This is a genomic window from Streptomyces sp. WY228, assembly GCF_019287315.1.
GTDB classification, from domain to species: Bacteria; Actinomycetota; Actinomycetes; order Streptomycetales; family Streptomycetaceae; genus Streptomyces; species Streptomyces caviscabies.
Genome location: NZ_CP079114.1, coordinates 1,052,247 through 1,078,664, shown reverse-complemented (window position 1 = coordinate 1,078,664; position 26,418 = coordinate 1,052,247). Strand labels below are relative to the sequence as shown.

General features: G+C 72.2%; 28 protein-coding genes and 1 pseudogene. 15 read left to right on the top strand and 14 right to left on the bottom strand.

The features are described from left to right. Positions 1 to 1,791 carry a substrate-binding and VWA domain-containing protein gene (locus KV381_RS04395; protein ID WP_218784661.1) on the bottom strand — a complete coding sequence of 597 codons (1,791 nt, stop codon included), beginning with the start codon at positions 1,789 to 1,791 and terminating at the stop codon, positions 1 to 3. 184 nt (positions 1,792 to 1,975) lie between these two features. Between KV381_RS04395 and KV381_RS04390 the strand changes: the two genes are divergently transcribed. Continuing rightward, positions 1,976 to 2,755: a CPBP family intramembrane glutamic endopeptidase gene (locus tag KV381_RS04390; protein WP_030081133.1), complete on the top strand. Its 780-nt coding sequence runs from the start codon at positions 1,976 to 1,978 to the stop codon at positions 2,753 to 2,755. A 66-nt stretch (positions 2,756 to 2,821) separates the two neighbouring features. On the opposite strand, the gene KV381_RS04385 is transcribed toward KV381_RS04390, so the two are convergent. The 3 genes and pseudogenes from KV381_RS04385 to KV381_RS04375 all read right to left on the bottom strand — a co-directional run bounded on the left by KV381_RS04385 (position 2,822) and on the right by KV381_RS04375 (position 5,938). Further along, a complete protein-coding gene (locus KV381_RS04385) occupies positions 2,822 to 3,643 on the bottom strand; it encodes a PhzF family phenazine biosynthesis protein (RefSeq protein ID WP_030081135.1) in 822 nt (273 codons plus the stop codon). 98 nt (positions 3,644 to 3,741) lie between these two features. Beyond that, the gene (locus tag KV381_RS04380; protein WP_218784659.1) at positions 3,742 to 5,028 is read right to left on the bottom strand and encodes an MFS transporter; all 1,287 of its coding nucleotides are present in this window, start codon (positions 5,026 to 5,028) and stop codon (positions 3,742 to 3,744) included. 210 nt (positions 5,029 to 5,238) lie between these two features. Next, a pseudogene (locus KV381_RS04375) lies at positions 5,239 to 5,938 on the bottom strand (IS5 family transposase). A 37-nt stretch (positions 5,939 to 5,975) separates the two neighbouring features. On the opposite strand from KV381_RS04375, the gene KV381_RS04370 reads away from it, so the two are divergent. Continuing rightward, entirely contained in the window at positions 5,976 to 6,605 is a 630-nt protein-coding gene (locus tag KV381_RS04370; protein WP_218784657.1) for a class I SAM-dependent methyltransferase, read from the top strand. A gap of 36 nt (positions 6,606 to 6,641) precedes the next feature. Here the strand turns inward: KV381_RS04370 and KV381_RS04365 are convergent, their stop codons facing one another. Then, positions 6,642 to 7,037: a RidA family protein gene (locus tag KV381_RS04365; protein ID WP_030623788.1), complete on the bottom strand. Its 396-nt coding sequence runs from the start codon at positions 7,035 to 7,037 to the stop codon at positions 6,642 to 6,644. A 143-nt stretch (positions 7,038 to 7,180) separates the two neighbouring features. On the opposite strand from KV381_RS04365, the gene KV381_RS04360 reads away from it, so the two are divergent. Beyond that, positions 7,181 to 8,179, top strand: a complete 999-nt coding sequence (locus KV381_RS04360) for a YafY family protein (RefSeq protein ID WP_030623790.1) — start codon at positions 7,181 to 7,183, stop codon at positions 8,177 to 8,179. A gap of 78 nt (positions 8,180 to 8,257) precedes the next feature. Here KV381_RS04360 and KV381_RS04355 read toward each other — a convergent pair whose 3' ends face one another. Next, the gene (locus KV381_RS04355; protein WP_030623792.1) at positions 8,258 to 8,923 is read right to left on the bottom strand and encodes a hypothetical protein; all 666 of its coding nucleotides are present in this window, start codon (positions 8,921 to 8,923) and stop codon (positions 8,258 to 8,260) included. 207 nt (positions 8,924 to 9,130) lie between these two features. On the opposite strand from KV381_RS04355, the gene KV381_RS04350 reads away from it, so the two are divergent. Further along, positions 9,131 to 9,739 (top strand): PadR family transcriptional regulator, encoded by a 609-nt coding sequence (locus KV381_RS04350; RefSeq protein ID WP_078845890.1) that lies wholly within the window; start codon positions 9,131 to 9,133, stop codon positions 9,737 to 9,739. A gap of 109 nt (positions 9,740 to 9,848) precedes the next feature. Here the strand turns inward: KV381_RS04350 and KV381_RS04345 are convergent, their stop codons facing one another. Then, the gene (locus KV381_RS04345) at positions 9,849 to 10,280 is read right to left on the bottom strand and encodes an SRPBCC family protein (RefSeq protein ID WP_098025372.1); all 432 of its coding nucleotides are present in this window, start codon (positions 10,278 to 10,280) and stop codon (positions 9,849 to 9,851) included. Between the two features lie 79 nt (positions 10,281 to 10,359). Then, positions 10,360 to 10,554 carry a hypothetical protein gene (locus tag KV381_RS04340; RefSeq protein ID WP_030081153.1) on the bottom strand — a complete coding sequence of 65 codons (195 nt, stop codon included), beginning with the start codon at positions 10,552 to 10,554 and terminating at the stop codon, positions 10,360 to 10,362. Between the two features lie 256 nt (positions 10,555 to 10,810). Here KV381_RS04340 and KV381_RS04335 point away from each other — a divergent pair, with 256 nt between their 5' ends. From KV381_RS04335 to KV381_RS04325, 3 genes are all read left to right on the top strand, one after another. After that, positions 10,811 to 11,353, top strand: a complete 543-nt coding sequence (locus KV381_RS04335) for a peptidase (protein WP_193464156.1) — start codon at positions 10,811 to 10,813, stop codon at positions 11,351 to 11,353. 139 nt (positions 11,354 to 11,492) lie between these two features. Continuing rightward, a complete protein-coding gene (locus KV381_RS04330) occupies positions 11,493 to 12,524 on the top strand; it encodes a DMT family transporter (RefSeq protein WP_030081156.1) in 1,032 nt (343 codons plus the stop codon). A 157-nt stretch (positions 12,525 to 12,681) separates the two neighbouring features. Further along, the gene (locus tag KV381_RS04325) at positions 12,682 to 13,647 is read left to right on the top strand and encodes a DMT family transporter (RefSeq protein ID WP_218784655.1); all 966 of its coding nucleotides are present in this window, start codon (positions 12,682 to 12,684) and stop codon (positions 13,645 to 13,647) included. Positions 13,648 to 13,696: 49 nt separating this feature from the next. Here the strand turns inward: KV381_RS04325 and KV381_RS04320 are convergent, their stop codons facing one another. Further along, the gene (locus KV381_RS04320; protein WP_193464154.1) at positions 13,697 to 14,392 is read right to left on the bottom strand and encodes a pyridoxamine 5'-phosphate oxidase family protein; all 696 of its coding nucleotides are present in this window, start codon (positions 14,390 to 14,392) and stop codon (positions 13,697 to 13,699) included. A 35-nt stretch (positions 14,393 to 14,427) separates the two neighbouring features. On the opposite strand from KV381_RS04320, the gene KV381_RS04315 reads away from it, so the two are divergent. Then, entirely contained in the window at positions 14,428 to 15,759 is a 1,332-nt protein-coding gene (locus KV381_RS04315) for an aminotransferase class I/II-fold pyridoxal phosphate-dependent enzyme (protein ID WP_218784652.1), read from the top strand. Here KV381_RS04315 and KV381_RS04310 read toward each other — a convergent pair. Continuing rightward, positions 15,746 to 16,774, bottom strand: a complete 1,029-nt coding sequence (locus KV381_RS04310; RefSeq protein ID WP_218784650.1) for a DMT family transporter — start codon at positions 16,772 to 16,774, stop codon at positions 15,746 to 15,748. The genes KV381_RS04315 and KV381_RS04310 overlap by 14 nt on opposite strands. 74 nt (positions 16,775 to 16,848) lie before the next feature. Here KV381_RS04310 and KV381_RS04305 point away from each other — a divergent pair, with 74 nt between their 5' ends. Then, positions 16,849 to 17,766, top strand: a complete 918-nt coding sequence (locus tag KV381_RS04305) for a LysR family transcriptional regulator (protein WP_218784648.1) — start codon at positions 16,849 to 16,851, stop codon at positions 17,764 to 17,766. On the opposite strand, the gene KV381_RS04300 is transcribed toward KV381_RS04305, so the two are convergent. After that, positions 17,759 to 18,229: a pyridoxamine 5'-phosphate oxidase family protein gene (locus tag KV381_RS04300; RefSeq protein WP_218784647.1), complete on the bottom strand. Its 471-nt coding sequence runs from the start codon at positions 18,227 to 18,229 to the stop codon at positions 17,759 to 17,761. The two genes, KV381_RS04305 and KV381_RS04300, sit on opposite strands and share 8 nt — an antisense overlap. Before the next feature lie 142 nt (positions 18,230 to 18,371). Here KV381_RS04300 and KV381_RS04295 point away from each other — a divergent pair, with 142 nt between their 5' ends. Next, positions 18,372 to 19,037 (top strand): cysteine hydrolase, encoded by a 666-nt coding sequence (locus KV381_RS04295; RefSeq protein ID WP_030081170.1) that lies wholly within the window; start codon positions 18,372 to 18,374, stop codon positions 19,035 to 19,037. A gap of 9 nt (positions 19,038 to 19,046) precedes the next feature. Here the strand turns inward: KV381_RS04295 and KV381_RS04290 are convergent, their stop codons facing one another. The 3 genes from KV381_RS04290 to KV381_RS04280 form a co-directional block, all read right to left on the bottom strand. Then, the gene (locus KV381_RS04290; RefSeq protein ID WP_086778759.1) at positions 19,047 to 19,499 is read right to left on the bottom strand and encodes a Rieske (2Fe-2S) protein; all 453 of its coding nucleotides are present in this window, start codon (positions 19,497 to 19,499) and stop codon (positions 19,047 to 19,049) included. A gap of 123 nt (positions 19,500 to 19,622) precedes the next feature. Further along, the gene (locus KV381_RS04285; protein ID WP_030623825.1) at positions 19,623 to 20,336 is read right to left on the bottom strand and encodes a C39 family peptidase; all 714 of its coding nucleotides are present in this window, start codon (positions 20,334 to 20,336) and stop codon (positions 19,623 to 19,625) included. 140 nt (positions 20,337 to 20,476) lie between these two features. Then, positions 20,477 to 21,499 (bottom strand): winged helix-turn-helix domain-containing protein, encoded by a 1,023-nt coding sequence (locus KV381_RS04280; protein ID WP_030081177.1) that lies wholly within the window; start codon positions 21,497 to 21,499, stop codon positions 20,477 to 20,479. A gap of 178 nt (positions 21,500 to 21,677) precedes the next feature. Between KV381_RS04280 and KV381_RS04275 the strand changes: the two genes are divergently transcribed. From KV381_RS04275 to KV381_RS04255, 5 genes are all read left to right on the top strand, one after another. Then, positions 21,678 to 22,556 carry a HipA family kinase gene (locus tag KV381_RS04275; protein ID WP_030081179.1) on the top strand — a complete coding sequence of 293 codons (879 nt, stop codon included), beginning with the start codon at positions 21,678 to 21,680 and terminating at the stop codon, positions 22,554 to 22,556. Continuing rightward, positions 22,553 to 22,936 carry a DUF3037 domain-containing protein gene (locus KV381_RS04270; RefSeq protein WP_030081181.1) on the top strand — a complete coding sequence of 128 codons (384 nt, stop codon included), beginning with the start codon at positions 22,553 to 22,555 and terminating at the stop codon, positions 22,934 to 22,936. The genes KV381_RS04275 and KV381_RS04270 overlap by 4 nt, the downstream gene beginning before the upstream one ends. A gap of 219 nt (positions 22,937 to 23,155) precedes the next feature. Beyond that, positions 23,156 to 23,917: a 3-oxoacyl-ACP reductase FabG gene (gene fabG, locus KV381_RS04265; protein WP_006122981.1), complete on the top strand. Its 762-nt coding sequence runs from the start codon at positions 23,156 to 23,158 to the stop codon at positions 23,915 to 23,917. A gap of 20 nt (positions 23,918 to 23,937) precedes the next feature. Further along, positions 23,938 to 24,693 (top strand): SDR family oxidoreductase, encoded by a 756-nt coding sequence (locus KV381_RS04260; RefSeq protein WP_030081184.1) that lies wholly within the window; start codon positions 23,938 to 23,940, stop codon positions 24,691 to 24,693. Positions 24,694 to 24,811: 118 nt separating this feature from the next. Continuing rightward, positions 24,812 to 26,392: an ABC transporter substrate-binding protein gene (locus KV381_RS04255; protein WP_030081186.1), complete on the top strand. Its 1,581-nt coding sequence runs from the start codon at positions 24,812 to 24,814 to the stop codon at positions 26,390 to 26,392. Positions 26,393 to 26,418: the final 26 nt, after the last annotated feature.

Below are 26,418 nucleotides of genomic sequence, written 5' to 3'. Positions count from 1 at the left end.
TCACTCCTGCGTGGCGCGTCCGTTCTGCCCCGCCGCCATGATGGCCTGGAGGATCACCGCCTGGATCTCCGCCGGGTCGCTCACCTCGTAGCCGTCGCCGCCGGTGACCCGCGCGATCTCGGCGACCTCGTCGCGGTCGGCGTCCGGGCCCACCGCGATGGCGATGACCGGGACGGGCCGCTCCGGATCGACCAGTTCCTTCAGCTCGGCGATGAGCCCGGTCCGCGAGATGCCGTTCTCGTCCTGGTTGGAGCCGTCGGTGAGGATCACCAGGGCGTTGAACTTGCCCTTCCGATACGTCGACCGGGCCTCCTTGTACGAGGCCAGCGTCGTGTCGTACAGCCCGGTCGCACCGCCCGGCACCGGCTGCAGGGCCGCGAAGGCGGCCGTGAGCTTCTCCCGGTGGGTCCCGCCGCCCTTCACCGGGTCGCCGAGCCGCTTCGTGGGCATGAGCCGCCGGTAGTCCTTGTCGCCGTCCAGCGTGGTGGCGAACTCCCACAGCCCGATCTCGTCGTTCGGCGTGAACTGGCCCAGCGCCTGGATCAGCGACTGCTTCGTGACGTCCATCCTGGACTGGCCCCGGCCCGGTACGAGCGTCGCCATGGAGCCGGAGGCGTCGACCACCGTGGTCAGCCGGGCGCTCTGCACGGTGATGGTCCACATCCCCAGCGTCTCCTGGAGCACCTTCGCCGAAGGCGCCTCGGCGGCCTGTTCGGCGTACGGCTGGGGCTTCCGGCCGCCCGCCGCGACGACGAGGGAGTCCTTCGCGGTCCCGTCGCCGGCCCGGAACCCGTGCTCGGCGAACGTGGCCCGCGCCTCCCGGTCGCCCAGCAGATTCATGAAGCGCAGGGCCGCGCGCGACTCGGCGGTGCTCAGCCGTACCTCGTTCACCAGCGTGTACGGGTAGTCCAGCAGCGGCGTGCCGTCCTCGGGGTAGAAGAGGTCCAGCTTGCCCCCGCCGGTCGCCTCCGCGTTGTGCGTGAAGGCCGACTGCTCGGAGATCAGGACCGCCTGGTTGCGCTTCGGGTTGCCCTCCTCGGCCCCTGACGTGCTGCGCGCCAGGGTCTCCAGCACCTGCGTGTCGCCGTCCGACATCCGCTCGGCGAGCACCTTCGCGGTCTGGGCGACCCGGGTGTCGCTGTCCCCGCCCTGCCGCGCGGACGAGGCGCCGATGCTGGTGAGCGCCAGCAGCCCGGTGGCGCTGCGCGCCGGGTCCGCCGCGCCGAGGCGCACCCGGTCGGAACCGAGTGCCGCCGCGACCAACTCGGCCCAGGAGTACGTCTTTTCGGGCCAGCCCAGCGTCCGTGAGGCGGACGGCACCATGGCCAGGGCCACCGGCGACGAGGCCACCGAATCGGACGGGGAGACGGGAATGCCCTCGCCCAGCCCCTTGGCCCGCTCCAGCCACAGGTCGGAGTCGGGCAGCCAGACCTGGAAGTCGGGTTCCACGCCCCCGGCGAGCGCCTCGGCGACCTTGTGCGAATCGCGGGCCAGCACTTCCACCGCGAGGCAGTGGCCGTCGGCCCTGACCTCGTCCGCGCGGACCTGCTGGGCCACGGAGCGCACGGCGGGGGCGATGTCGGGGGAGGCGACCACGGACAGCCGGACGGTGGAGTCCTCGCAGGACCCGGAGAACGACAACAGGCCGCCCTTGACCGCCACCGCCCCTCCCGCCGCCACGGCGAGCACGAGCACAGTGGCGATCGCGACCGTGCGACGCCGGCGCCGGGGGCTCTGGTGGTCCCGGCGTCCTTCCGCCGCGCGGTCGTCGGGCAAGCTATGACGTCCCATGTCGGTGGTGCCCCTCCTTGAGGATGAAACAAGGAAAGGGGGACCGCGCCATCAGCGATGGCGGTCGTCCCCCGGCCTGTCGCGCATGATCTTCGTACGTGCATTCGAGACACTAGCGGGACGGTTGGCGGGATGAGACGCGATTGCAGAACAAAAGGCAGGTGTGCAGGTGGAGGCCGGGCGCGTGGCTGATTCTTTTCCTCAAGAGGCCGTGTCACGAAGGATCTTGCGGTCCGAGGTGGTGCTGGTCCTGGCGCTCTCGCTGGGCGCCAGCGCACTCTCCTCCCTCATCAGTTTCGTCGGATCCCTGACGAAACCGGGAGGACTGAAGGACCAGGCGGCGAAGCTCAACGGCTCGTACGCTCCGGACCGCCCATGGCTTGATCTGTCCTGGCAAATGTTCGGCATCGCAACGGCTCTGGTGCCGGTCGCGCTGGTCGCGCATCTGCTGATCCGGGAGGGAACGGGTCTGCGGGCCATCGGATTCGACCGGGCCAGGCCCTGGTTCGACCTTGGGCGCGGAACCCTGGTCGCGGCCGGCATCGGCAGCGCCGGACTGGCCTTCTACCTCGCGGCCCACGCCACCGGATTCAGCCTGACGGTCGTCCCCGAGTCCCTGCCCGAGGTCTGGTGGAAGTACCCCGTACTGATCCTCTCGGCGATCCAGAACTCCGTCGTGGAGGAGGTCATCGTCGTCGGATATCTGCTGCGCAGACTCGGGCAGTTGGGCTGGACCCCGATGGCGGCCCTGGTGGCCAGCTCCGTGCTGCGCGGTTCGTACCACCTGTACCAGGGGATCGGCGGTTTCATCGGCAACGTGGTGATGGGCGTCGTCTTCGTCCTGCTCTACCGGCGCTGGGGCCGGGTGGGCCCGCTGGTCGTCGCGCACGCGCTCCTGGACATCGGGGCGTTCGTCGGATACGCGCTGCTCGCGGGCCGGGTCGGCTGGCTGCCCACGCTCTGAGCGCGGTGCGGTGCGGTGTGGTGAGGGGGTGCGCCGGAGCCCGGCGCACCCCGGTGGGGCCGTCGCTCAGAGCGCGGTGAGCAGTTCGCCGTCGATCACCGTGACCGCGCTGCCGGTCAGCAGGGTGCGCTCGCCGCGCAGCGCGGTGCGGACCAGGCCCGAGCGGGCGGAGGCCTGGAGTCCGGTGAGCTCGTCGCGGCCGAGGCGGGCCGACCAGAAGGGGGCCAGCGCGGTGTGGGCGCTGCCGGTGACCGGGTCCTCGTCGATGCCGACGCCCGGGAAGAAGCCGCGCGAGACGTAGTCGTAGCCCCGGGCGGGGTCCTCGGCCTCGGCGGTGGCGATGACGCCGCGCCGGGAGTGGGCCACCAGCGCGGCGAAGTCCGGGGCGAGCGCCCGTACGGTCGCCTCGTCGCGGAGCTCCACGAGCAGGTCGCCGACGTACTCGCCGGTGTCGTGCACCGAGACGGGGTCGGCCCCGAGGGCGTCGGCGAGACCGTACGGCACCGGCTCCTCGGCCAGCGGGGAGGTGGGGAAGTCGAGGGTCAGGGAGCCGTCCGGGTGGGCGGTCGCGGTCAGGATCCCGCAGCGCGCGGCGAACCGTACCGGGCCCGTGGCCCGGCCCGTGGTGTGCAGGACATGGGCGGTGGCGAGCGTCGCGTGCCCGCACATGTCCACCTCGGCGGCCGGGGTGAACCAGCGCAGCGCCCAGTCGGCCGTGCCGCCCGGCGGCAGCGGGTGGGCGAAGGCCGTCTCGGAGAGGTTGACCTCGGCGGCGATCTCCTGGAGGCGTTCGGCGGCCGGGAACGCGCCGCTCTCCAGCAGCAGCACGCCGGCGGGGTTTCCGGAGAAGGGGCGGTCGGTGAACGCGTCGACGATGCGAATCCTCATGAGACGACCGTAGGGCGGCGGCGTGGAGCCCGGCCAAGGCCAATTCGGGGTGTCTGGCCCCTGCCCGCCCCGGTCGGCGCGCGGCCTGGTGGCGCAGGTCATGGCGTGAGCCTCCGTCCCAGGCGTACGAGCGGAGAGGCGGCCATGACGGCCGGGGACAGCATCATGCCCGCGGCCGCCATCAGGAGACCGGCGCGCAGCCCCCACTCCTGCGCGAGGAAGCCGCCGAGCAGAGAGCCGAGCGGGGTGAGGCCCATGCCGACGAAGGTGATCGTCGCGGCCGCGCGCCCCTGCATCCCGTCCGGCGTGACGGCCTGCCGTACCGACATGACCGTGACGTTCACCAACTGGCTGAAGGCCCCGAACACGACGTTGACCGCAAGGAGCGCGAGGACCGTCGCGGTCGAGGAGCCGTGCAGGGCCGGTACGCACAGCAGCGCGCCGTTGCCGAGCACCGCCGCCGACACGAGCACCGCACCGTGGCCGAACCGCCCCGGCAGCCGTGCGGCCAGGACCGAGCCCAGGAGCGCACCCGGCCCGGTCGCCGCGAGGGCCAGGCCGACGGTGGCGCCCGGCAGATGCAGTGCGCGCGGGAGGAAGAGGAGATAGACGGTCATCGTGGCCGCGAGGGAGAACTGGAAGGCGGCCGAGGCGAGGCACACGGCCCGCAGCCAGGGGTTCGCGGCGACGAAGCGGAGGCCCTCGTGGATCCGGTGGCGGACCCGAGGGGCGCGCTCCGTCTGCTCTCCGCACACCGGAGGCACTGATTCGGGCCGGCGGATCTGCCGCAGGGACAGGAACGACACCGCGAAGAACAGCGCGCCGGAGGCGGCGGCGAACGGTGCCGACAGCAGGGACACCAGCGCACCACCGAGTGCGGGACCACCGATCTGCGCGGCGGACCTGCTGCCTTCCAGCGCGCTGTTGCCCCGCACGAGCTGATCGCGCCGCACCATCCGTACGAGGGAGGCCTGGTAGGCCACGTCGAAGAGCACGGACAGGGCCCCGACGGCGAACGCCACCACGAACAGCGTGGGCAGGCCGAGCAGTCCCAGGAGCCCGGCCGCGGCTGCCGCGCCCAGCGCCACGGCACGGCCGGCGTCGGTGAGCACCATCACGGTGCGGGCCCGCCACCGGTCCACCCACGCACCCGCGAGGAGCGAGAGCAGCAGGACCGGCGCCTGCCCCACGGCGCGGAGCACGCCCAGCCGGCCCGCGCCGGCGTCGAGCGTCAGGACGGCGAAGAGCGGCAGCACGACGAGTGTGGTGTGTTCGCCGAGCTGGGAGGCCGTCTGGCCCACCCAGAGCCTGCGGAAGTCGGCGTCCCGCCACAGCGAAGGGGTGGGTGAGGGGGAAGGGGAAGGAGAGGAAGCAGGGGACTGCACGGAAGCCTCTGGGGTCGCCGGAAACGAGAACCACCGCCCGGCGCGCGAAGCACGCCGGGCATCGGGCGGAAAAGGGCTCGCTGTGCCGCGACTTCAGAGGCAGCACGCGATGACGGGCCGGACTCGGCCTACGACGTCAACGCGCGCTCGGACGACCGGGCAATGTCTCTCCGCCTTCCCCGCTCCGTGGCTCACTCGTCGCCCCGAACGCTAGCGCCTGTCTGACAAATGATCACCCGTGGACTCGCGGAGCCGGAGGATCAAGGAAGCCAGGGCAACTCCGGCACGGTAGCGGTCGCCGAGCTTGTCGAACCGGGTCGCGATCGCGCGGAACTGCTTGAGGCGGGCGAAGCATCGTTCGACGACGTTGCCGGTCGCGGTAGGTGACCTTGTCGAAGGCCGGCGGCCGGCCGCCGAGGGCTCCGCGTCGGCGGCGGTTCGCCGCCTGGTCGCGGCGCTCGGGGATTGTGGCAGCGATGCCCCGGCGCCTCAGCAGATGACGGATGGCCCTGCTGGAATACGCCTTGTCACCCAGCACACGATCCGGTGTCGTGCGCGGGCGGCCCGTGCCGAGGCGCGGGGTGCGGATGCCGTCGAGGACCTGGCCGAACGCCGTAGCGTCGTTGACGGGCGTGAGCACAATCGACAGGGGCAGGCCCCCGGCCATCGACGGCGAGATGGACTTTGGTGGTCAGTCCGCCTCCCAGCGGGCGAACCGCTCGTAGATGGTCTGCCACGGCCCGAACCGGTCGGGAAGATCCCGTCAAGGAGCCCCGGTCCGCAGCCGCCACAGCCCCCCGTTGACCACCTGCCGGTGATCACGCCACGGACAGCCCCGTCCGTCCACCTGAGGCAAAAGGGGCTCTATCCGCCTCCATGCCGTATCCGTCAACTCACCTCGACCTGCCACAAGATCAATTATCAGACCGGCCTATAGAGTCCTGCCCGTGGCGAATCATCAGGACGAGACCAGGACGGCCTACGACGGTGTCGTCGAGCTGTACGCATCGCTGTTCGCGAACCGGCTGGAGACACAGCCTTTCTCCCGGGCCATGATCGGTACCTTCGCCGAACTGGTGCGCGCGACGGGCAACCCGCGGGCAGCGGACGTCGGGTGCGGGCCCGGACATCTGACAGCCATGCTGCACGAACTCGGCCTGGACGCCTTCGGACTCGACCTCGCCCCCGGCATGGTCGACCACGCCCGACAGGCGCATCCGGCGCTGCGCTTCCAAGAGGCGCGGATGGAATCCCTGCCGGTCGAGGACGCCGCGCTCGGCGGCGTACTGGCCCACTACTCAATGATCCACACCCCTCCGGGAGAACTACCGGAGCTGCTCGCCGAGCAGGCACGCGTCCTGGCGCCGGATGGCCTGCTCCTGGTCTCCTTCTTCGGGACCGACGGACAGGAACCGGTCCGTTTCGACCACAAGGTGGCGCCCGCCTACAGCTGGCCGGTGGATCGCCTCGCCGGACTGCTGGGCGATGCTGGGCTCGACCCCTTCGCCCGGCTACTCCACGATCCGGCCTCTGATCGGGGCTTCCTCGACGCCCATCTACTGGCCCGCCGTTCGTAGCACTGCCCAGTCCCCAGCCGATCGGCGCAGGTCGCGTCACGCGACGGCGGTGCCCTCCAGCTCCACCAGCCGGCCGGGGACCGCGAGTCGCGTCACCCCGAGCAGCGTGCTGGCCGGCGCCACCCCGGCCGCGGCCAACCGCCCCGCCAGCACGCCGTAGTGCTGGAACAGCACATCGACGTCGGTCGTGTAGACGTTGAGCCGCACGAGGTTCGCGAGCGACATGCCGGCCTCGCCGAGCACGGCCTCCAGATTGTCGATGCTCAGCGCCAACTGCGCCGCCATGTCGCCGTCGTGCAGGGGCTTGCCGTCGTCGCTCATCGCGGTCTGCCCCGAGACGTACAGGGTCCGGGTCTGCCCGGAGACGACCTCGCCCTGGTTGAATCCCAGGTCCACCGACCAGGTCACCGGGTTGACGGCTGTTCGTTCCACGGCCACTTCAGCTCCATTCGGTTCATTCGATGCGGGGCGTACGGACGTTCACCGGCCCGGCGGTCGCGGGCTTCGACGTCGTGCTGGGGAGCCTGCCAACCAATGACGACACCCTTGGTCAGGTATTTCGTTACGGTTCCCGCATGCGCGCCGACCGATTGGTCTCCCTGGTACTGCTGTTGCGTCAGCGCGGCCGGCTGACCGCGGACACGCTGGCCCGCGAGCTGGAGGTGTCCACCCGTACCGTGCTGCGCGACATCGAGGCGCTGTCGGCGGCAGGCGTTCCGGTCTACGCCCAACGCGGCCGGCACGGCGGGTTCGCGTTGCTGCCCGGTTTCCGGACCGAGCTGACCGGGCTGAACCACGACGAGGCCCTCGCCCTGCTGGCCGCCGGACCGGGGCGCGGGGAGCAGGTGTTCGGCCTCGGGGCGGCACTGGCCTCGGCGATGCGGAAGGTCGTCGACGCGCTGCCCGAAAGCCATCAGGCCACCGCGAGCGACGGGGCCCGGCGGTTTCTCGTCGACCCGGAGACCGATCTGCTCTCGCGCCGGACCGTCGCCGACGAGGTGCCCGGCGCCACCATGGTCGAGGTCCGCCGGGCCGTGCTCGCCGGACACAAGCTGCGCATCCGTTACGCGGCCACGGGGCAGCTGCCGCAGTGGCGCACGGTGGACCCGATCGGCCTCGTCACCGTACGGGACCGGGGCTATCTGCTGGCCACGAGATCCGGCGAGGACCGCACCTACCGGCTGTCGCGGGTACTGGCCGCCGAGGAGCTGCCCGAACCGGCACAGCGGCCGGACCGGGTGGATCTGGACCGGATCTGGCGGGAACGTGCCGCGCGGTTCCTCTCCGACGACCACATCGCCGTGCTGGTACGGGTGAACCCGGTGCGGCGGGAGGAACTGCTCGGCATCGTGCTGGCCGTCCGCGCGGAAGCCCCCGACGCGGACGGCCGGCCGAGGCTGGAGGTCACCTTCCAGGACGCACGGCACGCCGAATGGGCCCTGTGGCAGCTCGGCACGGACGCGGAAGCCCTGGCCCCGCAGTCATTGCGCAACGCCCTGCGGGACCGGGCCGCCACGGTCGCCGCCCGCTACGGACAGGCGTCCCGGGAGCCCTTCCGGCCGGGCGGACCCTGATGCTCCGCCGGGTCGGTCCTGCCCGCCGGTCCGTGGCTGCGGACCTGGACCGGTGGCCGATGGACGGTGTCCTGCGTCCTACGCCCGTTCCGTGGTGGGCGGCGCCTGCGGCAGGCCGGGCGGAGGCACGTCGAGAACACGGGCGAGGGCGGCCAGCAGAGGAGCGGAGTGGCCGGGCAGGTGCTCGGAGACCCAGTCGGCCGCCACCGCGAGGAACCCGGTCAGGTCGCGCTCGGCCTCGGCGAGCAGACGGCGGAGCTCGGTGACCGGCAGGTCGATCACCGGACTGTCGGTCCGGTCGGTGTCGACGGTCAGGCGGACGGTGTCGCCGAGGCGTTCGGCCAGCGACGACAGAGGCTCGTGGCCGTACCCGATTCCGCCCCCGCAGTCGGCGAGCACGTACCAGGCGCGCCAGTCCTCCAGTCCGTCGCAGCAGCCGGGCGAGAAGACGACGTCCGTGGCGGTGTCCGTGACCTGAAGACCGCCCGCGGCGTAGAGGTGGTCGAGGGTCAGCAGTCCGTGCAGGAAGCCGCTGACAGGTTCGGTCGGCCGGGGCGGCCGTTCGTCGTCATCCGTCGGGTCGACGTCATTGCACGCGGCGATGCGCATGAGGGCTGTCCCCACCTCGGCGGGCGAGAGGCCGCCGCCGAGCGGCAGGAAGCCGAACCGTTCGGTCTCCACGACGGGCCAGAGGTCGAAGCCGTCAGGGGTGTTCATCTCCAGAACGGGCCGCATCACGATCATCCGGCGAAGTATTCCCACCCCCGGAAGCGAAGGGAAGCGAAGGGAGCCGAGGGCTACCGCCGCCTGCCCACGTAACGCCTCCGCCGCCGGTCACGGCCCGGAGTTCCGGCGCACGTCATCCACCGAGACGCGGGGGTCTTGTCATCCGATAGTTTCCGATATATCGTTGACGCATCGCGACAGATCAACGATGGAAGGAGCGTAGCGATGCGTTCACACGGACATGGTTATGAGCACGGGCCGGGGCACTACGGGCCCGGTCATCACGGTCGAGGCGAGGGTGACGGCCGTCGGGCCGCTTTCGGGCCGTTCGGGCCGCCGTTCGGTGGCGGGCCCTTCGGTGGCGGACGCGGCCGGGGTGGCGGTGGCCGGGGGCGGGCGCGGCGCGGTGACGTGCGGGCGTCGATCCTGGCTCTGCTGAAGGACCGCCCGATGCACGGTTACGAGATGATCCAGGAGATCGGCGAGCGCAGCGGCGGGGCCTGGCGGCCCAGTCCCGGCTCCGTCTATCCGACGCTCCAGCTGCTGGAGGACGAGGGTCTGATCGTCAGTGCCAGCGAGGGCGGCAAGAAGCTGTTCACGCTCACCGACTCCGGACGGAGCGAGGCCGAGACCGGCCCCGAGGCTCCGTGGGAGGAGGCCGGGCGCGGCGTCGACTGGGAAGGCGTCAACGAGATCCGGCAGGCCGGATTCGGTCTGATGGAGGCGTTCGGGCAGGTCTGGAAGACCGGCTCGGCCGATCAGCGGCAGAAGGCGCTGACGGTCATCAACGACGCGCGCAAGAAGCTCTATCTGATTCTCGCCGACGAGCACTGAGCCGTACCGGAAGCCGGCTGCGCGCCCGAGGCGGGCGGGTGGAAGGTGTGCGAGGCCCCGCGGGACGGATTCCGCGGGGCCTTTCGCGTACCCGTGCGGCCGGGCGTGGTCAGGGTGCGACCAGCCCGCCGAGCTTGCGCAGCGACTCCTGGAGCGCCGCCGTCGCGGAGTCCTTGAGCTTGCCGCCCATCAGGGAGACCGCCGCTCCGGTGAACTCCCCGTCGATGCGCATCGTCGTGGCGTCGCCCTCGGGTGTCAGGGAGTACCGCATGGCCAGGTTGACCCCCATCGGGCCCTTGCCCCGGGTCGCCAGCAGGCGGCCCTGCTCCAGTTCGTCGACCGTCCAGGTCACCTCGGCCGGGAAGCCCATGAGCTTCATGTTCTCCTCGTAGGTGGCCGCGAGCTCCAGTTCGGCCGGGCCGCCCCCGGGGAAGCTGGTGTGGGTGGCGTTCCACTCCCCGTACGACGAGAAGTCCGTCAGGCGGTCCCAGACCTTCTCGGCGGGCGCCTCGATGCGTGCCTCGGCGCTGACTTCAGCCATGCGACCACCCCTGGTTCGTCCGGTTTCGGTGTCGCGGAACGTAGTGGCAGTCGCGCCAACATTCAATACTGATGAACCGTCAGATCTGCTGCGGCTGCCGGTTCCGCCAGATCTCCGCGGCGTCGAAGCGGTCCGACGCGCGGGGGTGGGGGCCTTCGTCGTGGCAGTGGAAGGCAGTCCAGAAGAGATCGGCGGGCAGGGCGTCGTCGGGTGCGTACACGCGGTAGACGTACTGCAGCCCGTCCTGGGCGAGCAGGGCGACCATCCAGAACACCCGTTCCTCCCCTCCCGTCCCCGTTCTCCGCGCCGCGTGCGCTGTCGCGTGAGGGACGTGTGCGCGGGGGGCGGCGGTTGCCACGGGGGGCGTGCCGTGCAAGGCGGCGCGCGCCCCCGGGCCGACATGGTTGTGCCTCTCGGCACGATCTCATCCGCAAGGATGACGGACCGTTCCGGTGTCCCCAACTTCGGTGGGATGTCCAATGGGTCGCTCCGGGGATGTCTTCCGGCCGTGGGACTGATGGGGTAGAGGTGTGCAAAACCGGACGCCGCGGATGCCTGAACAGCCCGCACCGAACCACGCCGAACTCGATGCCCGCTTCACCGTGGAACTGGCATCGGTGCTGACGGGTGCGCGCAGGCGTGCGCTGCGCGACGGGGACCGGCAGATTGACACCGCCCACCTGCTCCACTCGCTGATCGAGACGGACCCCGAGGTGCGCGAGGCCTTCGACGGCGGTCCGCAGTTGGCCAGGGTGCTCGGCTATCTCGTCCAGCGCAGCATCGGTTACGGGCTCCGCTGGCAGGGCTCCGTCGAGGACTCCGGCGCCGTTCCACTGGTGCGCGACCCGGCCGCCGACGGCTGGTCGCCCTCGGCCCTCGCCGCGATGGAGGGCGCGCTGGACCGTGCGGCGACACGCGGGGAAGCGCGCGCCGCCGGCCTCGATCTGCTCGCCGCGCTGACGGCCGACGCCGAGTGCCGGGCGGTGGAGGTGCTCGCCCGCGGGGGCGTGGACGCGCGGTGGCTGGCGGACCGGGTGGCCGCGCTGTCGGCGGAGGCGTCGCGCCAGGGGTGAGCCGTCGGCGCGTGGTGCGACGGTGCGTTCCCTCCCGTGGGAGCCGTGTGCGAGGTCCTTTCCGCGGTCGCGGAACGGATGCCGTCTCGACAGGTGTCACGGGGATGACGGTGCTGTCGACTGCTGCCATGATGTGCCGATGCACGCGTCTTCGGGGTTTCAGGGCAGAAGCGCCGGGCTGGGCCTCGCCCTGCTCTCGGCCTTTGCGTTCGGTGGTTCGGGAGTGGCGGCCAAGCCGCTGATCGAGGCGGGTCTCGACCCGTTGCACGTGGTCTGGCTGCGGGTCGCGGGCGCCGCCGTCATCATGCTCCCGGTCGCCTGGCGCCACCGGAACCTCGTACGGGAACGCCCCGCGCTGCTCGCCGGGTTCGGCCTGTTCGCGGTGGCCGGTGTCCAGGCCTTCTACTTCGCCTCGATCTCCCGTATCCCGGTCGGTGTGGCGCTCCTGGTGGAGTATCTGGCACCCGCGCTGGTCCTCGGCTGGGTCCGCTTCGTGCAGCGCAGGCCCGTCACCCGGGCCGCCGCGGTCGGGGTGGTGCTGGCGGTCGGCGGCCTCGCGTGCGTCGTCGAGGTCTGGGCCGGGCTCAGCTTCGACCTCCTCGGGCTGCTGCTGGCCCTCGGTGCGGCCTGCTGCCAGGTCGGCTACTTCGTCCTCTCCGACCACGGCGGGCAGGGCGGCCGCGACGGCGAGGGCGAGCGGGCCGAGCCTCCGCATCCCGTCGGCGTCATCGCGTACGGACTGATTGTCGGCGCGGCCGTCCTGACCGTCGTCGCCCGCCCCTGGGGCATGGACTGGTCGCTGCTCGGCGGCAGCGCGGGCATGAACGGCGACGAGGTCCCCGCCTGGCTGCTGCTCGGCTGGATCGTGCTGCTCGCCACCGTGCTCGCGTACATCACCGGGGTCGTCTCGGTCCGGCTGCTCTCGCCCCAGGTGGCCGGGGTCGTCGCCTGCCTCGAAGCGGTCATCGCGACCGGTCTGGCCTGGGTGCTCCTGGGCGAACACCTCTCCGCGCCGCAGCTCATCGGCGGGTTCGTCGTCCTGACCGGGGCGTTCATCGCCCAGTCCGCCGCGCCGAAGCCCCCGTCGGGCCCGGTCGCCGCAGGGGCCGGCACCGGCGTGGCGGCCGGGGACGTCGAGGGCGAGTTGTCCAGCGGCCGGGCCCGGCATTAGTGTGCCCACCATGCATCTGACTGTGCTGCCGCCGCCTGCCGCCTAGCGCGCGGCCACTTCTGACGAAGACCGAGCCCGGGCAGTCCCCGGGCGGTTCGTCGCTGCCCGCGTGCGGAGCCGAGCGACCCACCACCCTGTCCTCCTCGGGAGAAGTCATATGCACACCCCTGTTGCTTCCGCGCTGCCCGTCGGGCGCGGCCTGCTCTATCTCGTCGTCGCCGGAGTCGCCTGGGGCACCGCCGGCGCGGCCGCCTCGCTGATCTTCCGGGTCAGCGATCTCGGCCCGCTCGCCCTGTCCTTCTGGCGCTGCGCGGGCGGCCTCCTGCTGCTCGCCGGGGCGCTCGCGCTGCGTCCCCGCCGCGCACCCCGGAAGCCCGAGCCCCGGCGTCGGCGGCTGCTCCGCATCCTCGGTACCGGCATCGGTCTCACCGTCTTCCAGAGCGCGTACTTCGCGGCGGTCGAGGCCACCGGTCTCGCCGTCGGCACCGTCGTCACGCTCGGCGCCGGGCCCGTACTGATCGCCGTCGGGGCACGTCTGCTGCTGGGCGAACGCCTCGGCGGCGGCGGACTGGCCGCCGTGACCGGCGCGCTGACCGGGCTCGTCGTGCTGGTCCTGGGCGGCGAGGGCGGCGACGTCGTGCCGGCCGGGGTGCTGCTGGCGCTGCTGTCCGCCGCCGGATACGCGGCGATCACGCTGCTCACCCGGTGGCTCGGGCGGGACGGCGACGGCGGCGACGCGCTGACCACCAGCGCCTGGGCGTTCGGCACCGGAGCGGTGGGCCTGCTGCCCATGGCGCTGGCCGAAGGGCTGGTGCCGCACACCGCGGAGACCGGGCAGGTGCTGTGGCTGCTGGTCTACGTGGCGGCGGTCCCCACGGCGCTCGCCTACGCGCTGTACTTCGCCGGGGCGGCCGCCGTCCGGTCGGCCACCGTCTCCGTGATCATGCTCCTGGAGCCGGTGAGCGCGGCGGTCATCGCGGTGACCGTCCTGCGGGAGCGGCTGACGACGGCCACGGTTCTCGGCACGCTGCTGCTGCTGACCGCCGTGGCCGGACTGGCCCTCGCGGAGGCGCGCGGTGCGGCGGCCGCCCGCCGGAAGGAGGCCGTGGGCGTCGCGGTGTGACGGCGCCCGGCCCGTCGGGTCGCGGCAGCCACGGCTGCCGCGACCCCGGTCAGAGCGCGGCCAGATAGTCCGGTACGCCGATGGCCGGATCCAGGTCGTCCGCGGGGACCGGCGCCGCGTACCCCCGGGTGAGCGGCACGATGCCGGTCCAGTGGGGCAGGGCGCTGTCCTCGGGCTCGTCGTTGGGCCCGCCGGTGCGGACCTTGGCGGACACCTCGTTCAGGTCCAGCCGGATCACCGCCGTCGCGGCCAGCTCCTTGGCGTCGGCCGGCCGGGAGTCGCGGGAGCGGCCGGGCACGACCTGGTCCACGATCGCGTCCAGGGCGCGCCTGCGCTCCTCGGGGTCGGTCACCGTCACGGCCGTGCCGTGCACCACCACCGAGCGGTAGTTCATCGAGTGGTGGAAGGCGGACCTGGCCAGCACGAGGGCGTCGACATGGGTGACCGTCAGGCAGACCGGCAGCCCGGGGTCCGCGCTCCTGGCCGAGCGCAGGGGGCGCGAGCCCGTCGAGCCGTGGACGTACAGCCGCTCTCCTATCCGGCCGAAGAGGGTCGGCAGGACGACCGGGGCGCCGTCGCGCACGAAGCCCAGGTGGCAGAGGTAGGCCTCGTCGAGGATCGAGTGGACCAGCTCGCGGTCGTAGGAGGCGCGTTCCCTGGACCGGGTGGGCACGGTGCGGTCGGTGGGAAGGTAGGGGGCGGCGACGCCGGAGCCCGTGGCGTCGGGCGTTGCGGTGTGCTGCATTGCGTACTCCATTGCACTAGTGCATAATGTTGTTTGTGCTAGGAGAGTATCGGATCAGTGGGCGGCGCGCATCGGAGATTGCCGCCAGCGTCGAGCGCGGGGTCGGCTCCGGAGACCTTCCGCCGGGCCATGTGCTGCCCCCCATGCGGGAGTTGGCGGCGCGCCTGGAGGTCAATCCCAATACGGTGGCGGCCGCCTACCGGACGCTGCGCGAGCGCGGGGTGATCGAGACGGCGGGCCGCCGGGGGAGCCGGGTGCGTCCTGCCCCGGCCAGCACGTCGCGCGGATCGCTGCGGATCGAGGCGCCTCCGGGCGTCCGGGACCTCGGCGAGGGCAACCCCGATCCGGAGCTGCTGCCCGGCCTGGGCCCGGCGCTCGCCGCGGCCGCCGCCGCCGACGCGGAGAGCCACGGTCTGTACGGGCAGGCCCCGGTGGTCGCGGAGTTCGCCGCGTACGCCCGCGCCGCGATGGACGCCGACGGGGTTCCCGCCGGGCCCCTCGCCGTGACCTCCGGCGCCCTGGACGCGATCGAGCGGGTCCTCGCGGCGCACCTCAGGCCGGGCGACGCGGTGGCGGTGGAGGACCCCGGCTGGGGCAGCGTGCTCGACCTCGTACCGGCGCTCGGGCTGCGCGCCGTACCGGTCGGCGTGGACGACTCAGGTCCGCTGCCCGCCGATGTGGAGCGGGCGCTGCGGGCCGGGGCGCGGGCCCTCGTCGTCACCGACCGGGCGCAGAACCCGACCGGCGCGTCGCTGGACGCGCCGCGCGCCCGGGAACTGCGCGCGGTCCTCGCCCGCCACCCGGACGTGCTGCTGATCGAGGACGACCACGGGCACGCCATCGTCGACCTGCCGCTGCACCCGCTGGCCGGGGCGACCGCCCACTGGGCGTTCATCCGCTCGGCGGCCAAGGCGTACGGCCCGGACCTGCGGGTCGCCACGCTCACGGGGGACGCCGTCACGGTGGACCGGGTGGCGGGGCGGCAGCGGCTCGGGCCCGGCTGGGTCAGCCGGCTGCTCCAGCGCGCCGTGCTCCATCTGTGGACCTCGGGCGCCGTCGACACCCGTACGGTCGCGCGGTCCTACGGCGCCCGCCGGGACGCGCTCATCCAGGCGCTGGCCGAGCGCGGCGTGCCGGCCCGGGGGCGTAGCGGGATGAACGTGTGGGTGCCCGTGAGCGATGAGACGGGGGCGGTCGCCCGGCTGCTCCACGCGGGCTGGGCGGCGGCCCCGGGCGCGCGCTTCCGGCTGGACACGCCCCCCGGGGTGCGGCTCACCGTCTCCCCGCTGGCCGCGGCGGACATCGGCCCCCTGGCGGACGCGGTGGCCGCCGCCGCGGGGCCGGCGCGACCGGTCAACTACGGCTGAGACGTGGGGCGTCCGCGCCCGGCGGACCCACGGGCTCCTTCGGTACGGCGGTGGTGGCCGGGCGGGCGCGGCTCTGGGTGAGGGCCGCCCCGACCAGGACGATCAGCGCCCCGACCGGGGTGTTCCAGCTCAGCCGTTCGCCCAGCAGCGCGACGCCCGCCGCCGTCGCGATCACCGGAATGAAGTACGTGACCATCTGGGCCGTCGTCGGACCGACCTCCTGGACCAGGCCGTACTGGAGCAGCACCGCCAGGCCCGTGCCCAGAGCGCCCAGAGCGAGGACGCTGAGCGTCGGGAGTAGCGGGAAGGAGGTGGACGCCGAGGTGAACAGCGGTGTCACCACGGCCAGTTGCACCGTACCGAGGAAGAGCTGGCTGCCCGTCAGCGCCAGCGTCGACGAGCCGGTGCCGGCCAGCGTGCGGCGGACGTAGATCCAGCCGACCGGGTAGCAGAACGAGGCCAGCAGCGCCATGCCCGTGCCCGGCAGGTCCAGGCCGGAGAAGCCCTGCCAGGCGCCCAGCACCGTGAGGACGCCGAGGAAGCCGAGACCGAGACCGGCCACCCGGCGGCGGGTCGGGCGGTCCTCCGACAGCGCGACCACCGAGAGCGCCATGCCCCACAGCGGTGAGGTCGCGTTGCAGATGCCGGCCAGCGTCGAGGGGATCGTCAGCTCGGCGTAGGAGAAGAGCGAGAACGGCAGCGCGTTCAGAAGGAACGCCGCGACGGTGAGGTGCCCCCAGGTCCGGGCCGAACGCGGCAGCCGTTCCCGGCGCATCGCCATGGCCGCGACCAGCACCGCCGTACCGGCGAGCAGCCGGCCGAAGGTGACCTGGAACGGGGCGTAGCCCTCGGTCCCGACCTTGATCAGCAGAAAGCTGAACCCCCAGATGAGCGAGAGCGCCGCGAACCGGATCCGCCAGTCGAGAGCGGGGCGCCGGGCCGGTGGTGCGGACGGAACGGGCGGAGGAAGTGCTGACGCCGGGGCCGTGGCCCTCGGCTCGCAGGGAGCGCTCATGGTGTTCAGCCTGACGAAGATGACCTCGTAGGACAAGCGAGAGTTTCTGTGTGTGTTCGCGTAGCATCGCTTAGATGTTGAACCTGGAGCGGCTGCGCACGCTGGACGCCCTCGCCCGGCACGGCTCGGTGAGCGGGGCGGCCGACGGACTGCACGTCACGACGTCGGCGGTCTCGCAGCAGATGGCCAAGCTGGAGCGCGAGGTCGGGCAGCGGCTGCTCGCCAGGAACGGCCGGGGCGTCCGCCTCACCGACGCGGGCCGGCTGCTCGCGGACCATGCCGCACGGATCCTGTCGCAGGTGGAGCTGGCCCAGTCCGACATCGAGGCGCAGCGCGGCGAGGTCGTCGGTGAGGTACGGATCTGCGCCTTCCCGACCGCGGCGCGCGGGCTGTTCCCCGCGACGCTCACCTCCCTGCGCGCCGACCACCCCGACCTCACCGTCCGTACGCGGGAGTTGGAGCCCGAGCAGGGGCTGCGCGCGGTGCTGCGCGGGGACGTCGACCTGGCCGTCGTGCTCGACTGGAGCAACAAGCGGCTGCCCGTGCCCGGCGGCCTGTCCAAGGCCGAACTCCTCGACGACGCACCGGACATCGCCATGCCGGCCGGGCATCCGCTGGCCGACCGCGACGAGGTGGAACTGGAGGACTTCGCGGCCGACCCGTGGGTGTCCTGGCCCGAGGGCGAATTCTGTTACGAGTGGCTGATGTTCACCCTGCGCTCGCGGGGCATCGAGCCGCGCATCGCCCATCTGGCCGGTGAGCACCATACGCAACTCGCGCTGATCGCTGCCGGGTTCGGCGTCTGTGTGGCGCCCCGGCTGGGGCGCGGCCCGGTTCCCGACGGGGTGCGCCTGGTGCCGGTGCGGCAGACCGTGCGACGGCACGTCCATGTGGTCTGGCGCACCGACGCGGACCGCCGCCCGTCGGTCCGCGCGGCGGTGGACGCGCTGCGGGCGGCGGGCGCGGGCGTGGCGGCCGCCGGGGTCAGGTGAGACCGGCGAGCTTGCGGAAGTCCCAGGAGGTGATCGTCTCCGGGGTGAGCCGCAGCCAGGCATGCCGTCCGTCGTGGGGCATCTCCGTGATGCCGAAGTACTTCACCGGGAACAGCCGCTCCGGCTCCACGAGTTCGGGGCAGGGCTCGCCCGTGCGAGGAGCCTCGCCGATGAACTCCGCCCGGCCGGTGAGCTCCACGCCGCGCAGCTCCTCGTACCCCTCGCCGTCGTCCACGACCACGGCGATCCTGGTGTCCTTGCGGAGCTGGGACCAGCGACGGCTGCGGGTGATGGAGTACAGCCAGAGCGAGCCGCCGTCCCAGACGAACCACAGCGCGCCGATGTGCGGAGCGCCGTCGGAGCCGAGCGTGGCCACCCGGCAGGTGCGCTGTTCGTCGAGGTAGGCGTCGCGCTCCTCGGGTGTCATCATGATCCGGCGGCCTCGTCGCTGGGTGTCGGTCATGTGCCGCCCTCTCCTGGAATCCCGCCCGAATCTGACTAGGTGTCAGAAATCATGGACGCTCTTCCTTCATGACGCAATGGCCGCTACTCTCGCGCGCCCGGTCCCGTCCACGGAACCCGCCCCGGGAAAGGGAGGAGCCCCCGTGCCGTCGAGGGAATCACAGGAGCGGCTCACCGCGCTGCTCGACCCCGCCACCACCGTCCTGTTGACCGTCGAGTGCCAGCAGGGGGTGGTGGGGCCGGACAGCGCCCTGCCCGAACTCGCCGCCGCCGCACGCTCGTCGGGCGCCCTGGCCCAGGTCGCCCGGCTCGTCGCCGCCGCCCACGAGAGCGGCGTCCAGGTGATGCACGCGATCGCCGAGAGCCGTCCCGACGGGCGCGGCGGCAACCGCAACGCCCGGCTCTTCCGTGCCGCCGCCCGGCTGCCCGTCCAGCAGCACTCCGGCACCACCGCCGTCCGGGTCGCACCGCCCATCGAGGTGGCCGACGAGGATCTCGTCGTCCGCCGGCTGCACGGCCTCTCGCCCCTGGCCGGCACCGACGTCGACCCGCTGCTGCGCAACCTCGGCTGCCGCACCCTCGTCATCACCGGCGTATCGGCCAACATCGCCATCCCCAACGCCGTCTTCGACGCGGTCAACCTCGGCTACACGGCCGTCGTCCCGGCCGACGCCATCGCGGGGGTGCCCGCCGAGTACACCCCCGCCATGGTCCGTAACACCCTCGCCCTGGTCGCCACCGTCACCGCCACCGACGCCGTCCTCGGCAGCTGGAAGCGACCGCGCGGGCAGAGGAGGGCGGCGGTCTGAGAACCGGTCCTACGCCAGCCTGATCGCGTCGCCCTCGACGGTGATCTCGCGGGCGGGCAACGGCTGGGTGGCGGGCCCGCCGGTCGGGCTGCCCGTGGCGGCGTCGAAGGTGGAGTTGTGGCAGGGGCAGGTGATCGTGCCGGCCGAGACGTCCTTGACCGCGCAGCCCTGATGGGTGCACGTGGACGAGAACGCCTTGAACTCGCCCGGCCGCGGCTGGGTGACCACGACCTTCTGCGCGGCGAAGACCACCCCGCCGCCCTCCGGAATGTCGGAGGCCGCGGCGAGCACCTCGCCGCCTTTGCCCTCGCCGCCGCTCCCGGGCTGCTCGACCGCGTCCGAGCCTCCCGGATCGTCCGATCCGCCGCACGCGGTGAGGGCGGCCGCCGCTCCGGCCGCCCCCACGGCCACCACCACCGTGCGGCGTCCGAGGAGGCTCCGGCGCTCCTGCGTTGCGCTCATCGCGGTATTCCCTTCGTCGGTGTCCGGGTGGGCCCGGGGGGTGTCCCGGGCCTCGTCCTCGATGACTTCGATCAGGGGTACGTGTCGCGCCGCGCATCTGTTCACGCAGGAGGTGACAGCCGGTCAGGCGGAGTAGCCCTTCGGCGGTACGAGAGAGGCGAGTTGGTCGAAGGAGATCCAGTAGATCTGGTTGCCTCCGAAGGACGCCGGGTCCGCGATGAGAACGGTGCGGTCGACCGCGTCGTAGCCGAAGACGGTGAAGTAGTGGTAGATCGTCTGGTCCGGCGGGTAGCCGGGCGGCTGGTTGCCCGGCGGGGCGACGATGTTGGCGACCAGCGGGTAGTCGCGGTCGATGTCGAACACGATGTCGTGCCACAGGAGGTCCCGCTGCGCCTGGGTGGGCGGGTCGTCCGGCATCTCCTTGGTCTCGTACCAGCCGCCGCCGAGACGCGCGTTGAGCACGCCAGTGACCTGGCCGATGTGATCGGTGCCCGCCTCGGTCGTACCGAGCTGCGCGGCCAGTTCGCCCTGGCTCGGCGCGGCGGTCCGGGCGGAGAGCGCGATGCGCGTCGCGGCGGGACCGCACCAGTAGCCGGTCTCCTGGACCTGGTAGTCGATCTCCAGCCAGCGTGCGTCGCTCGTGCGCCCGGCGGCGACCCGGAGCCGGGCCCCCGGCTCGTCGTAGCCGGAGACGAGGGCCGTGCCGGCCGTCGAGTCATGGGTCCGTACGTCCACGACCGGGACGGCGGGGGCGGGCGACGCCTGGGCGGTGCCGGGGAGAAGAAGTGCTCCGAGGAAGAGCGTTGCGACCGTGCCGGTGACAAGTCTCGCGCGCATGAGGGCTCCTGTGGGGAGGGTGCCGTACGGAAACGCCGGCGCGGGAACGGCGGTGGGGGCCGCCCGGCCGGGTGCGGTGCGATGGAAGCAGCCAGCGTGGCGGCCCGCCCGGGACGGGCACAAGCGGTGTAAGCCCAGGCTTACGGGCGCGGTTGGCCGCCCGGCCCGCGCCCGGCGCGCCGGTCCTCCGCGGCCAGCAGCGCACGCCCCTCGGCGGTGGCGACGTGAAAGGCGCGGCCGGCCGTGCGAACGGTGGTGGTCAGCCCCGCCGCGCGCAGCACGTTCATGTGCTGGCTGACGGCCGGGTGGGTCACCTGGAGCAGCCGGGCCGCCTCCACGGTGGAGCAGCCGGTACGGGTGGCCCGGAGCAGGTCCGCACGGGTCTGCCCGAGGAGACGGCCGAGCGGACCGCGCTCCGTCGCCGGACCCGTCGCCCCGGGGCCCCCGGCCCAGTCGGCCGTGTGGTGGATCGGATGGACCAGGACGGGCGGCAGTTCACCGTCCGCGAGGGTGGTCGGGGTGGGCCAGCAGAAGAACGACGCCTGGAGCACGAGTCCACGGCCGTCCAGCCACAGGTCCTGCTCGACCGGGTAGGCGACCTCCAGTACGGGCGGCTGCCAGCGGACACCGGGCCCGAGTCCGGTCAGCAGGGCCTCGGTGCCCCCGTCCATCAGGTGCCGCATCCGCAGCGCCCGGTCGGCCTCCAGGTCCGCGCGGACCTGCCGCCAGTGCGGCAGGAGCGCCTGCGCCTGATAGGCGTGGAGCGCGTCGCCCAGCCGTGCGAGCGCGTCCGTGTCGCCCTCGGCCAGGGCGGCGGCCCAGCCGGGCAGCGGCGTCGATCCGGCCAGCCGGGTCAGCTCCGCGCGCAGCCTCGGCCGCGGCGTTCCGAGCAGGGTGTCGACGGCGGCCCGGAGCGTGGTGCGCTCCCCGGAGGTGGGGGTGAGGAAGTCGGGGGAGTAGCCGTACGGCGGCAGCAGCGGGGAGAGCAGCCGGCGGCTCTCCGGGAGCCGGGGCCGCACCCAGCGCCGCCAGTCGCCGAAGACCCGTGCCCCGTCGGTCCGTTGCAGGGTCTGCACGCTGTTGCTGATCTCCCACAGGAGATCCGGCCCCGGGGCCACCTTGACCCGCGTCAAGTCCTCGGGGGTGAAGTGGATCCGCAGCATGGACGCTCCATCGGACGGCGAACAGGCCAATACCCGCGGCCGCGACGGGATATTCCGGTCCCATGGGTGCTGGTCGTCTCCTGCGGACCGCCGCCCGCCCGTGGTCACTGTCGGTTACTATGCTCACTTCATGCCGGAAGCAAGGCTGAAGAGCTGCAGAGATGGGTGGCCCGGTAACGTGCTGAAAGAGGTCACTGCGACCCGCTATGTCACGCCTCTGCGTGAGGGCGGCTCGCTCCCCGGCATCGTCGAGGCGGACGATCTGGGCACGTACGTCATGAAGTTCACCGGGGCGGGGCAGGGCCGCAAGACGCTCGTCGCCGAGATCATCTGCGGGGAACTCGGCCGCCGACTGGGACTGCGGGTGCCCGAGCTGGTGACCATCGAGCTCGACCCCGTCATCGGTCTGGCCGAGCCCGACGAGGAGGTGCAGGAGCTGCTCCGCGCGAGCGGCGGACTCAACCTCGGGATGGACTACCTGCCGGGCTCGCTCGGGTTCGACCCGCTGGCCTACGAGGTCGGGGCGGCCGAGGCCGGGCGGATCGTCTGGTTCGACGCGCTGATCAACAACGTGGACCGCTCCTGGCGCAACCCCAACCTGCTCGTCTGGCACGGCGACCTCTGGCTCATCGACCACGGCGCGACCATGATCTGGCACCACAACTGGCCGGGCGCCGAGGCCTCCGCCGCCAAGCCGTACAACGCCTCGGACCATGTGCTGGCCTCCTTCGGGCCGGACATCGCCTCCGCCGCCGCCGAGCTCGCCCCGCTGGTCACCGAGGAACTGCTCACCGAGGTGACCGCCGACGTGCCGGACGTCTGGCTGGCCGATGAGCCCGGCTTCGCCTCCGCCGACGAGGTGCGCCGCGCCTACATCGCCCCGCTGCTCGCGCGGGCCGCCGGCATCCACGAGCGGATCACGCTGGACGCGCCGACCGCGACCCGGCCCTCCCAGGCCCCCGGCTGGCTCACCGAGCGGCTGCCGCCCCGGCCGAAACCGGTCGACGGCGACCGCGCGGCGGCGGCCGCCCGTACCGGCGAGGAGGGCGGCCGATGACGCGGCGCGACGTCTTCGAGTACGCGCTCCTGCGCGTCGTGCCCCGGGTCGAGCGGGGCGAGTGCTTCAACGCGGGGGTGCTGGTCTACTGCCGGGCGCACTCGTTCGTCGCCGCCCGTACGCACCTCGACGAGGCGAAGCTGAAGGCACTGGACCCGGACGCCGACGTCGTCGGGGTGCGGGCCGCCCTGCGCGCCGTCGAAGGGGTCTGCGGCGGCGGCCGGGGCGCCGGTCAGGCGGCGGACGACGACGCCGGGCGGCGGTTCCGCTGGCTGATCGCCCCGCGCTCCACGGTCGTCCAGCCCGGCGCCGTGCACAGCGGGCTGACCACCGACCCGGCCGGCGAGGTGGAACGGCTGCTCGACCTGCTCGTGCGCTGAGACACGCCCCGGCGGGACCGGCACGGCACCACGGCGGATGCTCCCGCCCGGTGTGACGTGCGGCCCGCCGGGGCGTGCGCCGTTGACACCGGGTGCCAGGGCTTCTAGCGTCTCGTCTGCTGAAGGTACTAAGCGGTTGCTCAGCGATCGGGGGCCTTGCTGTCAGGGAAACGCCCCGACGCACGCTGAGCCGCTATCCAAGGGCGAGGAGAACCAAGCATGTCCACCACCGAGCAGCGCGTCGCCATCGTGACGGGAGCGGCACGGGGCATCGGCGCCGCCACCGCCGTACGCCTCGCGGCCGAGGGCCGCGCCGTCGCCGTACTCGATCTCGACGAGGCGGCCTGCAAGGACACGGTCGAGAAGATCACCGCCGCCGGGGGCACCGCGCTCGCCGTCGGCTGCGACGTGTCGGACGCCGGCCAGGTGGAAGCCGCCGTCGCGCGGGTCGCCGCCGAGCTGGGTGCGCCGACGATCCTGGTGAACAACGCGGGCGTGCTCCGCGACAACCTGCTGTTCAAGATGAGCGAGTCCGACTGGGACATCGTGATGAACGTGCACCTCAAGGGCGCGTTCCTGATGGCGAAGGCCGTCCAGGCCCACATGGTCGAGGCCAAGTTCGGCCGGATCGTCTCGCTCTCCTCCTCCTCGGCCCTCGGCAACCGGGGCCAGGCCAACTACTCCGCGGTCAAGGCGGGCCTCCAGGGCCTCACCAAGACGCTCGCCAAGGAGCTCGGCAAGTTCGGCGTCACGGCCAACGCCGTCGCGCCCGGCTTCATCGTCACCGAGATGACCGCGCAGACCGCCGAGCGCGTCGGCATGGGCTTCGAGGAGTTCCAGGCGGCGGCCGCCACCCAGATCCCCGTCCAGCGCGTCGGCCGTCCCGAGGACGTCGCGAACGCCATCGCCTTCTTCGCGGGCGACGACGCGGGCTTCGTCTCCGGCCAGGTCATGTACGTGGCCGGCGGACCCCTCAACTGATCCGAAGGGCAGCGGACATCATGACGGTGCAGGACAGCGGAAAGGTCGCCCTCGTCACGGGCGCCAGCCGGGGCATCGGCTACGGGATCGCCGAGGCGCTCATCGCCCGCGGCGACCGGGTGGCCATCACCGGGCGGGGCGAGGACGCCCTGAAGGAGGCCGTGGAGCGGCTCGGCGCCGACCGGGTCATCGCGATCCCCGGCAAGGCGCACGACGAGGCCCACCAGGCCGCGGCGGTCGAGCGCACGATGGAGGCGTTCGGCCGGGTCGACTACCTGGTCAACAACGCCGGGACGAATCCGGTCTTCGGCCCGATGGCCGAGCTCGACCTCAATGTGGCCCGCAAGGTCTACGAGACCAATGTGATCTCGGCGCTCGGCTTCGCCCAGCAGACCTGGAAGGCCTGGCAGAAGGAGAACGGCGGGGCGATCGTCAACATCGCCTCCGTCGCCGGCGTCGCCCCCTCGCCGTTCATCGGCGCGTACGGGATGTCCAAGGCGGCCATGATCAACCTGACCGCCCAGCTGGCGCACGAGTTCGCCCCGGTCGTCCGGGTCAACGCGATCGCCCCGGCCGTGGTCAAGACGAGGTTCGCCGAGGCGCTCTACGAGGGCCGCGAAGCGGAGGCGGCCGCCGCCTACCCGCTGGGCCGGCTCGGAGTGCCCGAGGACATCGGAGGCGCGGCGGCCTTCCTGACCTCCGCGCAGTCCGACTGGATCACCGGGCAGACCCTCGTGGTCGACGGAGGAATCTTCCTCAACGCGGGTGTGGGCTGAGAGCGGCCTGAGCCGGTTTGGCCCTGATTGAGTCAAGTGCCCCGTCGGGTCAGCGGATTGACCTGGCGGGGCGCTGCGGTATGGTCTGCCGACCCATGGCTGATCGAGGAGCGTGCACGTGTTCTACCGGGCCAGTCTGCAGGCTGCTGCAGCCCTAGCTTCCCTTTCTCTGCTGGCCGGCTGCGGTCTCCTTTCCGACAGCGGATCGGAAATCGACCAGAAGATAACCGTCGGGACGACCAGCTCCCCGTCCACGCTCGATCCGGCGGCGGCCTGGGACGGTTCCTGGGAATTGATGCGGAACGTTTACCAGACCCTGGTGAGCTTCCCCACCGGCAGCACGAGCCCGGAGCCGGACGCGGCGGAGGAATGCAAGTTCACCGACGCCACGAGCATGGCGTACCGGTGCACGCTCAAGAAGAACCTCAAGTTCTCCAACGGCGAGAAGATCGACGCCGAGGCCGTGAAGTACTCCATCGACCGCATCGTGGACATTCACTTCAAGGGCGGCCCGGCCGGCATGCTCGGCTCGCTGGACCGGATCGAGACCAAGGGCGACGACACGGTCGTCTTCCACCTGAACAAGTCCGACGCCACGTTCCCGTTCATCCTGGCCACGCCCGCCATGTCGCTCGTCGCCCCCGGCGACTACCGCCAGGACAAGATCCGCGACGACGGCAAGGTCACCGGCTCCGGACCGTACCTCCTGGAGTCCTACGAGGGCGGGAAGACCGCCGAGCTGAAGAAGAACCCGGACTACAAGGGGTTCGCCAACCGGAGGAACGACGCGGTCACCATCCGCTACTTCGAGAAGTCCGCCGACATGGTGAGCGCGCTCAAGGCGAAGGACATCGACGCCACCTACCGGGGTCTGACCGCCGAGGAGGTCGTCAGCCTGGAGGACAACAAGGACGACAACGAGGGCCTCCAGATCGTCGAGAGCACGGGCGCGGACATCCGCTTCCTGGTCTTCAACCCCAAGGACCCGGCCGCCGCGAACCCCGCCGTCCGCAAGGCCATCGCCCATGTCGTGGACCGCGACGCACTGGTCGAGAAGGTCTACCGGGGCACCGCCGAGCCCCTCTACTCCATGATCCCCAAGGGTATCGCCGGACACACCACGAGCTTCTTCGACACCTTCGGCGACCCGGACGTGAAGAAGGCGAAGGAGATCCTCACCGGGGCCGGCATCACCGAGCCCGTGAAGATGAACTTCTGGTTCACCACGGACCGCTACGGCTCCGCCACCGAGCCCGAGTTCGAGGAGCTCAAGCGGCAGCTGGAGGCCTCCGGACTCTTCAAGATCAAGCTTGAGGGCAAGCCCTGGAAGGACTTCCAGGAAGACTTCAACAAGGGCGAGTACCCGGTCTTCGGCCGCGGCTGGTTCCCGGACTTCCCGGACCCCGACAACTTCATCGCTCCGTTCGTGGGCAAGGAGCCGGTCACCGGCACCCCCTACATCAACAAGGAGATCACCCAGCAGCTGATCCCCGCCTCGCGACAGGAGAGCGACCGGGGCGCGGTCAGCAAGCAGTTCGAGCGGGCCCAGGAGATCCTCGTCGAAGACGTCCGGCTGCTGCCGCTGTGGCAGGGCAAGCTGTACGTCGCCGCGGGCGAGGACATCGGCGGCGGCGAGCGTGCGCTCGACCCGCAGACCGTCATGCAGTTGTGGGAGCTGTACCGCAAGGCCAGCTGGTAGGAGCCGTACGGAAGGGCTGCCGGGGC